14 protein-coding genes are annotated in these 12,555 nt (G+C 68.8%); 12 read left to right on the forward strand and 2 right to left on the reverse strand.

The features are described from left to right. The first annotated feature begins 27 nt into the window (after nucleotides 1-27). From sufB to PP359_RS01240, 11 genes are all read left to right on the forward strand, one after another. Nucleotides 28-1,446: a Fe-S cluster assembly protein SufB gene (gene sufB, locus PP359_RS01190; protein WP_112931624.1), complete on the forward strand. Its 1,419-nt coding sequence runs from the start codon at nucleotides 28-30 to the stop codon at nucleotides 1,444-1,446. Beyond that, entirely contained in the window at nucleotides 1,446-2,666 is a 1,221-nt protein-coding gene (gene sufD, locus PP359_RS01195) for a Fe-S cluster assembly protein SufD (RefSeq protein ID WP_039416097.1), read from the forward strand. The genes sufB and sufD overlap by 1 nt, the downstream gene beginning before the upstream one ends. Next, nucleotides 2,663-2,992, forward strand: coding sequence for a non-heme iron oxygenase ferredoxin subunit (locus tag PP359_RS01200; protein WP_036290568.1), 330 nt, complete (start codon nucleotides 2,663-2,665; stop codon nucleotides 2,990-2,992). Before sufD ends, PP359_RS01200 begins: the two co-directional genes overlap by 4 nt. Nucleotides 2,993-3,006: 14 nt before the next feature. Continuing rightward, nucleotides 3,007-3,777: a Fe-S cluster assembly ATPase SufC gene (gene sufC / locus PP359_RS01205; RefSeq protein WP_499249736.1), complete on the forward strand. Its 771-nt coding sequence runs from the start codon at nucleotides 3,007-3,009 to the stop codon at nucleotides 3,775-3,777. 10 nt (nucleotides 3,778-3,787) lie between these two features. Continuing rightward, nucleotides 3,788-4,117, forward strand: coding sequence for a metal-sulfur cluster assembly factor (locus PP359_RS01210; protein WP_036318394.1), 330 nt, complete (start codon nucleotides 3,788-3,790; stop codon nucleotides 4,115-4,117). A gap of 58 nt (nucleotides 4,118-4,175) precedes the next feature. After that, nucleotides 4,176-5,336, forward strand: coding sequence for a MalY/PatB family protein (locus tag PP359_RS01215; RefSeq protein ID WP_499249737.1), 1,161 nt, complete (start codon nucleotides 4,176-4,178; stop codon nucleotides 5,334-5,336). A 72-nt stretch (nucleotides 5,337-5,408) separates the two neighbouring features. Then, entirely contained in the window at nucleotides 5,409-6,350 is a 942-nt protein-coding gene (locus PP359_RS01220) for a siderophore-interacting protein (RefSeq protein ID WP_499249738.1), read from the forward strand. Continuing rightward, entirely contained in the window at nucleotides 6,347-7,357 is a 1,011-nt protein-coding gene (locus PP359_RS01225; protein WP_295820290.1) for a FecCD family ABC transporter permease, read from the forward strand. Before PP359_RS01220 ends, PP359_RS01225 begins: the two co-directional genes overlap by 4 nt. Then, the gene (locus tag PP359_RS01230; RefSeq protein WP_135949277.1) at nucleotides 7,354-8,370 is read left to right on the forward strand and encodes a FecCD family ABC transporter permease; all 1,017 of its coding nucleotides are present in this window, start codon (nucleotides 7,354-7,356) and stop codon (nucleotides 8,368-8,370) included. The genes PP359_RS01225 and PP359_RS01230 overlap by 4 nt, the downstream gene beginning before the upstream one ends. After that, complete coding sequence (locus PP359_RS01235) at nucleotides 8,367-9,209, forward strand: ABC transporter ATP-binding protein (RefSeq protein WP_036318096.1); 843 nt, start codon at nucleotides 8,367-8,369, stop codon at nucleotides 9,207-9,209. Before PP359_RS01230 ends, PP359_RS01235 begins: the two co-directional genes overlap by 4 nt. Nucleotides 9,210-9,222: 13 nt before the next feature. Further along, the gene (locus tag PP359_RS01240) at nucleotides 9,223-10,248 is read left to right on the forward strand and encodes an iron-siderophore ABC transporter substrate-binding protein (protein WP_112931618.1); all 1,026 of its coding nucleotides are present in this window, start codon (nucleotides 9,223-9,225) and stop codon (nucleotides 10,246-10,248) included. A gap of 67 nt (nucleotides 10,249-10,315) precedes the next feature. On the opposite strand, the gene PP359_RS01245 is transcribed toward PP359_RS01240, so the two are convergent. Then, the gene (locus PP359_RS01245; RefSeq protein ID WP_036318092.1) at nucleotides 10,316-10,948 is read right to left on the reverse strand and encodes a biotin transporter BioY; all 633 of its coding nucleotides are present in this window, start codon (nucleotides 10,946-10,948) and stop codon (nucleotides 10,316-10,318) included. Between the two features lie 169 nt (nucleotides 10,949-11,117). On the opposite strand from PP359_RS01245, the gene PP359_RS01250 reads away from it, so the two are divergent. Continuing rightward, nucleotides 11,118-11,681, forward strand: coding sequence for a GNAT family N-acetyltransferase (locus PP359_RS01250; RefSeq protein ID WP_499249739.1), 564 nt, complete (start codon nucleotides 11,118-11,120; stop codon nucleotides 11,679-11,681). On the opposite strand, the gene PP359_RS01255 is transcribed toward PP359_RS01250, so the two are convergent. Then, nucleotides 11,628-12,467, reverse strand: a complete 840-nt coding sequence (locus PP359_RS01255; RefSeq protein ID WP_499249740.1) for a GNAT family N-acetyltransferase — start codon at nucleotides 12,465-12,467, stop codon at nucleotides 11,628-11,630. The two genes, PP359_RS01250 and PP359_RS01255, sit on opposite strands and share 54 nt — an antisense overlap. Nucleotides 12,468-12,555: the final 88 nt, after the last annotated feature.

The raw sequence follows: 12,555 nt of genomic DNA on the forward strand, positions 1-12,555 counted from the left end.
CCGCCGGGCACGAAGGAGGCAAACCCCATGTCGGATGTGCTCATCGACCGTCCCGAACTCGAGGGACTGGGTGTCTATGAATTCGGCTGGCACGACGAAGACGCCGCCGGCGCCGTCGCCCAGCGCGGGATCAACGAGGACGTCGTCCGCGGGATCTCGGCTCTCAAGAACGAACCCGAGTGGATGCTGAAGACCCGCCTCAAGGGATATCAGCTGTTCGGCCGCAAGCCGATGCCGACCTGGGGTGCCGATCTGTCGGACATCGACTTCGACAACATCAAGTACTTCGTGCGCTCCACCGAGAAGCAGGCCCAGTCGTGGGAGGACCTGCCCGAGGACATCAAGAACACGTACGAGAAGCTCGGCATCCCCGAGGCGGAGCGCGCCCGCCTCGTCGCCGGCGTCGCCGCTCAGTACGAGTCCGAGGTCGTCTATCACCAGATCCAGCAGGAGCTCGAGGATCAGGGTGTCATCTTCATGGACACCGACACGGCGCTGCGCGAGCACCCCGAGTTCTTCGAGGAGTACTTCGGCACCGTCATCCCCGCCGGTGACAACAAGTTCGCTGCCCTCAACACGGCCGTCTGGTCGGGCGGATCGTTCGTCTACGTCCCCAAGGGCGTGCACGTCGAGATCCCGCTGCAGGCCTACTTCCGCATCAACACGGAGAACATGGGCCAGTTCGAGCGGACGCTGATCATCGCCGACGAGGGCAGCTACGTCCACTACATCGAGGGCTGCACGGCCCCGATCTACAAGAGCGACTCGCTGCACTCGGCCGTCGTCGAGATCATCGTGAAGAAGAACGCGCGCGTGCGCTATACGACGATCCAGAACTGGTCGAACAACGTCTACAACCTCGTCACCAAGCGTGCGATCGCGCACGAGGGCGCGACGATGGAGTGGATCGACGGCAACATCGGGTCGAAGGTCACGATGAAGTACCCGTCCATCTACCTGATGGGTGAGCATGCCAAGGGTGAGACGCTGTCGGTCGCCTTCGCCGGTCCCGGACAGCACCAGGACGCCGGCGCGAAGATGATCCACATGGCTCCCTACACGCAGTCCTCGATCGTCTCCAAGTCGATCGCCCGTGGCGGCGGCCGGGCCGGCTACCGCGGCGAGGTGCGCGTGGACGCCAACGCCCACCACTCCGCGAACACCGTGCGCTGCGACGCGCTTCTGGTCGACACGATCTCGCGCTCGGACACCTACCCCGCGATCGACATCCGCGTCGACGACGTGCAGCTGGGTCATGAGGCGACGGTCTCGAAGGTGAGCGAAGAACAGCTCTTCTACTTGATGAGCCGCGGCATGCCGGAGGACGAGGCGATGGCGATGATCGTGCGCGGCTTCATCGAGCCCATCGCACGCGAACTGCCCATGGAGTACGCCCTCGAGCTCAACAAGCTCATCGAGATGGGCATGGAAGGATCCGTCGGCTGATGACGACAGCGACTCAGACCCCTGCCGGCGAGAGCATCCGGGCGGAGGGTCACATCGACCCTGCGGCCACGCTGGTCTCCGGCTTCGTACCGGTGCAGACCCGATCGGAGCGGCCGACGTCGTTCGATCCCGCCGATTTCGCCGTGCCGACCGGTCGCGAGGTCAACTGGAAGCACACCCCGTTGGCGCTCCTGGGCGACCTGCTGCGGGACGAGCCGGCCCCCCACGACGTCATCGGCGTCGACGTGAGTGCGCCTTCGTCCGTCGAGCAGATCCGTCTGCGCGTCGGGGAGGCCCCACGCGGTGAGGTCTTCCGTCCCGAGGACCGTGTCAGCGCGATCGCCTGGGCGCAGGAGGACGAGGCTCCGCTCATCCGCATCCCCTCGGGCGTCGAACTCGACGAGCCGATCGTCGTGCAGCTGACCGGACGCGGCGGTGTCGCGCATGCGCACGTCGTGATCGAGGCACAGGCGCACTCACGGGCGACGGTCGTGCTGCGCCACGCCGGTACCGCACAGCAGGCGCAGAACGTCGAGATCATCGTTCGTGACGGCGCCGCGCTGACGGTCGTCTCGGTACAGCGCTGGGACGATGACGCCATTCACCTGGCATCTCACCAGGCGCGGGTCGATCGCGACGCGACGCTGACCCACGTCGTGGTCAGTCTCGGTGGACGCGTCGTTCGCGTGAACCCGTCTGTCGAGCTCGCGGGAGCAGGTGCGGAGGGCAGACTCTACGGTCTGTCGTTCGCCGACGCCGGTCAGCACCTGGAGAGCCAGGTCTACCTGCACCACAAGGGTGCGCAGACGGTCGGAGACGTGCTCTACAAGGGAGCGCTGCAGGGCGAGTCCGCGCGCAGCGTCTGGGTCGGTGACGTGCTCATCGGACCGGATGCCGTGGGCACCGACTCGTATGAGGCCAACCGCAACCTCGTGCTCACCGACGGTGCACGCGCCGACTCGATCCCCAACCTCGAGATCGAGACGGGCGACATCCGCGGCGCGGGACACGCGAGCGCGACCGGGCGCTTCGACGATGAGCAGCTGTTCTACCTGCAGGCGCGTGGAATCGCGGAGGACGAGGCTCGACGTCTGGTCGTGCTGGGATTCCTCGCCGAGATCGTCCAGAAGATCGATGTGCCGGCTCTGCAGGACGAGCTCATCGCCGCGATCGAGGACGAGCTGGCTCTGGCGACGGCGGCCGAAGGAGAACACGCATGACCGCGCAGAAGGCGCTCAGCCTCAGCGACCTCACCCAGGACACCGCGGTGCGCGTCGAGATCGACGGCGTTCCGATGGCCGTCGTCCTGGATTCGAACGGTGAGGTCCATGCGATCGGCGACACCTGCACGCACGGCGACATCTCGCTGTCGGACGGGTTCGTGGAAGGGGAGACCCTGGAGTGCTGGGCCCACGGCTCGGCGTTCTCGCTGCGCACCGGCCGCCCCCTGAACCTTCCGGCCTATGAGCCGGTGCCCGTGTACGCGGTCACGATCGACGGGGATGACGTCCTGATCGATCCCGCTGTCCTCAAAGACGTGAACTGAAGAAGGTAACTGACATGGCTGTTCTCGAGATCCGCGACCTCCACGTGACGGTCGAGACCGAAGCGGGGGAGACCCCCATCCTCAATGGCGTCGACCTGACGGTGCGTACCGGCGAGACCCACGCGATCATGGGTCCCAACGGCTCCGGAAAGTCGACCCTCGCCTACACGATCGCCGGTCACCCCAAGTACACCGTGACCCAGGGCACGATCACTCTGGACGGCGAGGACGTGCTGGCGATGTCGGTCGACGAGCGTGCGCGTGCGGGGCTCTTCCTCGCGATGCAGTATCCGGTCGAGATTCCCGGGGTGACCGTCACGAACTTCCTGCGTACGGCGAAGACGGCGATCGACGGTGAGGCGCCCGCGATCCGCACCTGGACGAAGGACGTCAAGGAGGCGATGAAGAACCTCCGCATGGACCCGAAGTTCGCCGCTCGCAACGTCAACGAGGGATTCTCCGGCGGTGAGAAGAAGCGCCACGAGATCCTTCAGCTCGAACTGCTCAAGCCGGCGATCGCCGTGCTGGACGAGACCGACTCCGGCCTCGACGTCGACGCACTGAAGATCGTCTCCGAAGGTGTGAACCGTGCGAAGGACGCGACCGATCTCGGCGTGCTGCTGATCACCCACTACACGCGCATCCTCCGCTACATTAAGCCCGATTTCGTGCACGTGCTCGTGAAGGGCCGCGTCGCCGAGGAGGGCGGCCCGGAGCTCGCCGAGCGTCTGGAGGACGAGGGCTATGACCGCTACCTCGAGCCCTCCGACATCGTCGAGGCATAGGATCGAACGCATGACTGCGACCCTCAGTCCGGAGAAGTACGACGACGTCACCGAGGCGCTCAAGGACGTGATGGATCCCGAGCTCGGGATCAACGTCGTCGACCTCGGTCTCATCTACGATCTCAGCTGGGACGAGGAGAACGACGCCCTCGTCATTCACATGACGCTGACCTCCGCCGGCTGTCCGCTCACCGACGTGCTCGAAGAGCAGACCGCGCAGGCTCTGGACAACGTGGTCGATCGCTTCCGCATCAACTGGGTGTGGATGCCGCCGTGGGGACCGGAACGCATCACCGACGACGGACGCGACATGATGCGCGCGCTGGGGTTCGCCATCTGATCGTCATCAGATGTCGGCGGCTGAGCGGCCGCAGCGTCGCCGTCGCTAGGCTCGAGGGGTGAGCATCATTCCTCTGGAAGCACTTCCGCTGGAGACCCTGCAACGGCGCTCCAGTACGAAGTGGCGGACGTACGGTTCCGATGTCCTTCCCCTGTTCGTGGCTGAGACGGATTTCCCCCTCGCGTCGCTGATCACGAGCGCCTTGCGCACGGCGGTCGAGCTCGGCGACACCGGGTACACACCACCCGATCCCGGCGTGCGCGATGCCTTCGCATCGTTCGCCGTTCGCCGCTTCGACTGGGTGGTCGATGCCGACCGCGTGCGGACGACGGGTGATGTCATGATGGGCGTCGTCGAGATCCTGCGCGCGGTCACCGCGCCCGGTGACGCGGTCGTGATCACCCCGCCGGTGTATCCGCCCTTCACGATGACGGTGGAAGAAGCCGGATGCCGTGTGGCGCCCGTGCCGCTGCGCGATACGGGAGCGGCCTGGGAACTCGACCTGGACGGCATCGACGCGGCGCTGGCCGACGGCGCGCGCGCCGTGCTGCTGTGCAATCCCCACAACCCCACCGGTACCGTCCATTCGCGCGAGACGCTGGCCGCTCTCGCCCGGATCGCGGCGCGTCACGGTGCCGCGGTCATCAGTGACGAGATCCATGCGCCGCTCGTCTACGACGATGCGACCTTCACCCCGTTTCTCGCGTCATCGGCGGAAGCCGCCGCGGTCGGCTATACGGTCACCAGCCCTTCCAAGGCGTTCAACCTTGCGGGGTTGAAGTGCGCGGTGATGGTGACGGGAGACGAACGGACCGCCGCCGTCGTGCGCGGCCTGCCGTCGGAGGTGGAGTGGCGTACGGGGCTGTTGGGCGCGATCGCCAGTGTCGCGGCACTGGACGCGGCATCCGATGAGTGGCTCGACGCCCTGCGTGCCCGACTCGATCTCAACCGCCGTCTGCTTGCCGATCTGCTGGCCGCGCACCTCCCGCGCGCTCGCTATCGCGTGCCGGACGCGGGCTATCTCGCCTGGGTCGATCTGAGCGCCTACGGCTGGGGCGACGACCCGGCCACCCGCATCCTCGCCGAGGCGCGAGTGGCCGTCCATCATGGACCGCAGTTCGGGCCGCAGGGCGCCGGCCACGTTCGCGTGAACTTCGGCTGCGGGCCGGAGGTTCTCACCGAAGCCATCGCGCGGATCGGGCGTCTCGTCGACGCGTGAGGCGTGCGCCCCACGAGCGCAGCTCCGCGTCGCCGGTGTGACATCTGAAGAAGGTAAGGCTACCCTTAGGGTGTGACCGAATCTGCGACCGCCGTCCGCCCGGCCTACCGCCCGTATGCCGTCCGTGTCCGCGCCGTCGAGCGGCTCTCTGCGCACTTCGTGAGGGTATGGTTCACCGGTCCCGAGCTGGAGTGGTTCGGCACCGCGGGTCTCGATCAGCGGATCAAGATCGTCCTGCCCCTGGCCGATGTCGCGGGGGGATACTCCGACTTCGGTCAGGCGGAGCATGCCGGCGACTGGTACGACAGATGGCGGGCGCTGCCGTCTGCGCGCCGCAATCCGTTCCGCACCTACACGGTGCGTCGTGTGGATGCCGCCGCTCGCGAGCTCGCCGTCGATTTCGTCGTGCATCACGATGCCGGCCCGGCGGGATCCTGGGCCGAGCGCGCTGCCGTCGGCGACGAGCTCGTCATCATCGGTCCCGATGAGCGCAGCCCGCAGTCGCGCATCGGCCTGGATTGGCATCCCGGCACCGCCCGACGGCTGCTGCTGGCCGGAGACGAGACCGCCGCTCCCGCGATCTGCAGCATCCTGGAGTCACTCGATCCGCGGTGCGAGGTCGACGCGTTCGTCGAGGTGCCCGACGACGACGATGCGCTGCGACCGCAGCTGCCGGCGGCATCCAACGCGCGGTTCAGCTGGATCGTGCGGGCAGACCGTCCGCACGGGGTCGCGCTCGTCGAAGCGGTGACCAGGTGGACGCGGGATCACGCCGAGGTGATCGCGCGCGCCGCGGCGCCCCGGCCTCAGGCCCTCGATGAGATCGACGTCGATCGTGAGCTGCTGTGGGACAGCCCCGAGGACGGCGACGGCGAGTTCTACGCGTGGATGGCGGGGGAGTCGGCGACGGTCAAGACGCTGCGGCGGCTGCTCGTGTCGGAGTGCGGGGTCGACCGCAAGCGCGTGGCCTTCATGGGCTACTGGCGTCTCGGGCAGTCCGAGCGCGTCGAATGAGCGCGCCGGTACGACCGCGACGAACACTGGTCGTCGCGGCGATCGGAGCCGCCCTCCTCGCGGTGTTCGTCGTGCTCTCGCTGGGTGTGGGCGCACGGCAGATCGCCCCGGCCGACGTGTGGCAGGCCCTCGTGGCGTTCGACGGCTCCAATCCCGACCACATCGTCGTCGTGACGCAGCGCGTGCCGCGCACCGTCATCGGCGTCTGTGCCGGCGCCGCGCTCGCGCTGGCGGGCACGGTCATGCAGGGGCTCACACGCAACCCGTTCGCCGATCCCGGACTCCTCGGGCTGAACGCGGGTGCCTCCGTCGCGGTGCTGGCGGCGATCACCCTGTTCGGACTGTCGACGCCGGACGGCTTCGTGTGGTTCGCCTTCGGCGGTGCCGCCCTGGCGGCGGTGATCGTGGCGATGATCGGCGGCCGCGGAGCGGACGGCGGACCCGCGCGGCTCGCCCTCACCGGCGCGGCCGTGACGGCCGGACTCAGCGCGGTCACCTTCTTGATCCTCAACACGAACTCCTACGCGCTGGACGTCTATCGGTACTGGGCAGCCGGAGGCCTGTCGACACGTGGTCTGGATGCCGTCGCGCTCGTGCTTCCCGCACTCGTCGTCGGCGCCGTGCTCGCCCTGCTATCGGCCCGCGGCCTCGACCTCGTCGCCCTGGGCACGGACTCCGCCGCCGGTCTCGGGCACGATGTCGGCCGCAGCCGCGTGCTCGGCATCGTCGCGACGGTGCTGTTGTGCGGCGGAGCGACGGCGATCGCCGGCCCGATCGTCTTCCTCGGACTGCTCGTCCCGCATGCGCTGCGCGCCGTCGTCGGTGGCAGCTACGCACGTCTGCTGCCGCTCGGAATGCTCTACGGCGGAGTGTTCCTGCTCTTGGCCGACGTCGCGGGACGCATCGTCGCGCCGCCGGGCGAGGTGCAGGCCGGCATCGTCGTCGCGATCATCGGCGCTCCCGTTCTGATCGGGCTCGTCCTCCAGCCGCGTCGGAGCATGCTGTGAGCGCCGCGCTGACCGTCCGGCGCGCGGCTACGCGTCGTCGTCGCGTCGTCGTCGTCGCGGTCATCGTCGCCGTCGTGCTGGCCGCGGCAGTGGCGATCTCGGTCGGCGACTACCCGATCACCCCCGATCGCCTGTGGGCGACGCTGACCGGGTCGGGAACGAGGATCGAGCAGTACGTCGTGTTCCAGGTGCGCGCGCCGCGCGCTGCCATGGCGCTCGTCGCCGGCGCCGCGCTCGGTGCTGCCGGTGCGCTCCTGCAATCGTTCCTCAGCAACCCCCTCGCCAGTCCCGACCTGCTCGGCATCTCCGGGGGGAGCGGGCTGGCGGCGGTGTCCGCGATCCTCCTCCTCGGCACCACCGGACCGCTCGTCGCCGTGTTCGCCTTCGTGGGCGGCTCCGCCGTCGCGGTCGTGCTCATGCTCGCCGGTCGATCGCTGCGTGACGGCGGCTTCCGGTTGATCCTGGCCGGTATCGGTGTCTCGTTCCTCACCTCGGCACTCATCAACCTCATGATGGTGCGCGCCAAGATCGAACAGGCCCAGGTCGCGCTTCTCTGGCTCACCGGAAGCCTCGCCTCGACGCCGTGGTGGCAGGTGCTCGTCGTGCTCGTCGTCTTCGTCGCGCTCGTCCCCGCGCTGATCGTCGCGTCGCGGTGGCTGCCTCTCGTGCAGCTCGGGCGCGAAGCCGCCCACGGGCTGGGTGTGGCGAGCGGACCGGTGCGTGTCGTGGTCGTCACCAGCGCCGTGCTGCTCACCGCCGTCACCTGTGCGTTCGTCGGGCCCATCTCTTTCATCGCGCTCTGTGCCCCCGCGATCGCTCGGGCGCTCCTGCGCCACGGAGCGGTGGGCCTCGGCACGAGCGCCGTCGTGGGCGCCGCGCTGCTGCTCGCGGCCGACCTCGTCGCCCAGTACGCCCTCCCCGGCATGGCCGTGCCCGTCGGCATCGTCACCGGTGCGGTCGGGGCTCTCTTCCTCCTCTGGCTTCTGGCCACCTCGAAAGGACGCCGGCTGTGACCTCGCACTCCGCTTCCCCCCGCTTGACCGCGCGTGCCCTCGCCGCCGGCTATCCCGGGCGTCGCGTCATCGACGGCCTCGACCTCGAGATCGCCCCGGGTCGCGTCACGATGATCATCGGCGCGAACGCCTCGGGAAAGTCCACTCTGCTCGGCACGCTCGCACGGCTGCACGCTCCGCTCGCGGGTCGTGTGGAGATCGATGGGGCGGACGTTCGCGGCATCCCGCGCCGCTCGCTGGCCCAGACAGTGGGTCTTCTTCCGCAGCATCCGACCGCGCCTGACGGCGTCACGGTGGCCGAGCTAGTCGGTCGGGGGCGGCATCCCCACCGCGGGCTGCTGCAGCGCTGGAGCGCCCAGGACACGGCGCGGGTCGACGAGGCGATGGCATGGACCGGCATCACCGAGCTCGCCGAGCGTCCGGTGGGGGATCTGTCGGGAGGTCAGCGTCAGCGCGTCTGGATCGCGATGGCCCTGGCGCAGGATCCGCGCATCCTGCTGCTGGACGAGCCCACCACCTTCCTCGACCTCAGTCATCAGCTCGAGGTTCTCGACCTGCTGCGCGAACTCAACCGCGAGCGCGGGACGACGGTCGTCGCCGTGCTGCACGACCTCAACCTCGCGGCCCGCTACGCCGACGACCTCGTCGTCATGCACGCCGGCGCCATCATCGCCCATGGCGCTCCCGCCGAGGTCATGACCGCCGAGACGATCCGCCGTGCCTTCGGACTGTCCGCACTGGTGATCCCTGACCCCCTCACCGCCACCCCGATCGTCATCCCCGTCCCGTCGACGAGCTCTGCTGCACTCATCGACGAGGCCACCCCTGCACGTCCCTGAGAAAGGAAGACCCATGAGACGACTCCGCACAGCACTCGGACTCGCCGCGATCGCCGGAGTGACCGCGCTCCTGCTGTCGGGCTGCGCCGCCGGATCAGCCGCGCCCGCCAGCTCCGAAAGCGTTGCGGGTGACGGCTTCCCCGTCACCATCACCTCCGCGCTCGGCGACGCGACGATCACGAAGAAGCCCGAGCGCATCGCGACATGGGGGTGGGGGGCGACGGATGCCGTCCTCGCTCTCGGCATCCAGCCCGTTGCGATCCCCGCCGACAACTACTCGGGCGGCGACGACAAGATGCCGCCGTGGATCGCAGACGCCGTGGACAAGCTCGGAGGCGCCAAGCCCACCATCCTCGACGTCAGCTCGAACGACATCCCCCTCGAGGAGTTGCTGAAGACGAACCCGGATGTGCTGCTCGCACCCTACTCGGGGCTCACGCAGAAGGACTACGACGCCATCACGGCGGCGGGCATCCCCGTCGTCGCCTACCCGACCGCGCCGTGGGCGACCCCCTGGCGTGATGTCATCACGATCACCGGCAAGGCTCTCGGGATGAGCACGCAGGCCGCCGATCTGCTGACGAGCCTCGACGCGCAGGTGAAGGACGCGGCGTCGGCGCATCCGGAGTTCGCCGGCGTCACGATCGCCTACGTGGACGACGACGTGGACACGTTCTACATGTATCTTCCGGCCGACCCGCGCGTGGAGGTTCTGCAGGATCTCGGCTTCGTCTCGCCGTCGAGTGTGACCGCGCTCGACAAGGGCGAGGGGACCTTCTACACCACGGTCAGTCAGGAGAACCTCGACAAGATCGATGCTCAGGTCATCTTCACGCAGGCTGAGGATCAGAAGACGCTCGACGACTTCCTCGCATCTGCGCGGGGTCAGCTGATCCCCGCCGTCAAGAAGGGTGCCGTCGCAGCGATGGTGGGCGCGGAGAACGTGGCGGCGGTCTCGCCGACCGCGTTGACGCTGCCCTGGGCACTGCCGACGATCACGCAGAAGCTGGCCGCCGCGGTGGCCGTCGCGAAGGGCTGACGCGGCCTCCACCTCACGACGACGGCCCCGACCACTGCGGTCGGGGCCGTCGTCGTGAGGTGAGGAGTCAGCGGCCGGAACGGTTCTCCACGGCACGCACGCCCGCCCATGCCGCCGGGATCAGCAGCGCCGCCAGCGCGGCCTTGACGATGCCGCCGACGATGAACGGAGTGACGCCAGCGGCGAGGATCGCCTCGATACCGAGTCCCTTGCCGAGGACGGTGTTCAGGATGAAGGCCATGTAGGGCACACCGAACAGGAACGGGATCACGCTCGCCGCCACGAAGCCGACGAACGCGAGGACGGGACGTCGGTCCCACGCGCGCTCCGCGAACCATCCCGCGACGAAGGCGGCGAAGACGAAGCCGATGATGAACCCGAAGCTCGGCTTGGCGACGGCTGCGATGGTTCCCGTGAATCCCGCGAAGACCGGCAGACCCGCGAGGCCGGCGACGAGGTAGGTGAGGAGAGCGGCGGCGCCGCGACGGGCGCCGAGGGCGGCGCCCACGACGACGACGGCGAGAGTCTGTCCCGTGATGGGCACGGGCCAGAGCGGAACCTCGACCTGCGCGAGCACCGCGACCACGGCGGCGCCCGCGATCACGAGGGCTGTGTCCAGGGCGGCGGCGCGGGCCCGGTCGGTCGGGCGGGCGATGAGATCGGCGAGCACGAGGCGGCGGCCGGCGGCGGCGAGGGACATGCGGTCTCCTTCGAGAGGTGGACGGTTCATGGCTCAGCCTAAAGTCTCGCCACGCGGGCCACCTGGCCGAGATCGATGGAAGAGAGGACGATTCGTTGTCGCATCGAGACAATCTGACGGCGATAGCCCGTCACGATCCCGGTCCCGCCTCGCTGACGACACTCGCCGCATGATGACTTTCACCGTTCGCTCCGCTCGTCCCGCGGATGCCGCCGGTATGGCGCGCGTGCACGTGGAGGGGTGGCGGCAGACGTACCGCGGCCTCATGGCTGACGAGATCCTCGACGCGCCCGACTTCGTGGACCGTCGCGAGCGCTTCTGGACCGCGGTGCTGGGCGACGACCCCCGCTTCGCGCAGGTCGCTGCGGCCGTCGCCCTCGTCGACGACGAGGTCGTGGGGATCGCGATGACCGGTCCCACCCCGGAAGAGGACCGGACGGATGGCACTCCGGATCGTGCGCTCCACGTGCTCTACGTCCTTGCCGATCACCACGGCACCGGCGTCGGCGCCGCTCTCTTGGACGCGGTGGCCCCGGCATCCGCAGCGCACATGCTGTGGGTGGCCGATCCCCATCCTCGCGCGCAGGCCTTCTCTGCCAAGCACGGATTCGTGCCCGACGGAACCGTGCGTGTCGACGAGGGCGTGCACGAGCTGAGGATGACCCGTCCCGCTCGCTCGTCAGCCGCCGGCCGGAGGGATCTCGACGAGGCGGAACCAGCGGCCCCTCGGTGAGAGGCGCGCCCATACGGGGAGGAAGTGCGGATCGCTGACATGGCCGTCGAAGGTGACCCGCTCGACGCCGCGAGCTGCCAGCACGTCGAGGGAGCGCCGGACGCAGGCCTCGATCAAGCGCTCACCGTCGGCCGTCTCCCTCCTCGTGGCCTCCGCCGTGAGGCAGGGGGGTGTCGAGTCGTGATAGACGAGCGCCAGCGCGACGATCTCGCCGTCGACGACGGCGGCGCTGCTCGCGTCGAGGTCGACCTCGGCCTCGAGGTCTTCCGAGAGAGCCGCCGCGAAATCCGGAGCGACGGGCGACCAGCCCTCGTGCGTCCAGGCGTAGACGGCCGCGTTGGCATCGAGGACGTCGTCCCAGGGCAGATCGCGGACGCTCTGCACCGCCGGGTGCGGCCGCAGAACCGCGCGAGACGCCGCCGGCACGTCCGCGGGTGGCACCACCTGTATGGTCCGTGCTCCCAGGGCGTCGGCGAAGCCGAGTGCATCGTCGTCGACGTACCCGCGCGTCATGAAGGTCAGTGGCGCATCTCGCAGTGTCGACAAGTGGGCGAACACGGCCTTCCCGTAACCGCGGCCACGCGATGCGGGCTCGACCACGATGGCGACCCAGTACCGGTCCCCGTGCACGCGCGAGGTCCACATGATGCCGGCGGCCACGGGGTGCCCGTCCACCTCCAGCACGGTCGAGCGGGTATGCGCATCACGCCATCTATCGGTGCGGAACGCGATCGTGCCGAGGAAGGGCAGCGTCAGATCGTCGTCGGCGAAGGGGCGCAATCGCATGGTCCCGAGTCTGGCACCTCTGGACTCGAGCGGCGGTCGACGCCGGACGTGGACGGTAGAATGGGAGGCTGGTCCGTCTCCGGGCCGT

The sequence above is a fragment of the Sphingomonas sp. BLCC-B65 genome (genome assembly GCF_028550675.1).
Taxonomy (GTDB): domain Bacteria; phylum Actinomycetota; class Actinomycetes; order Actinomycetales; family Microbacteriaceae; genus Microbacterium.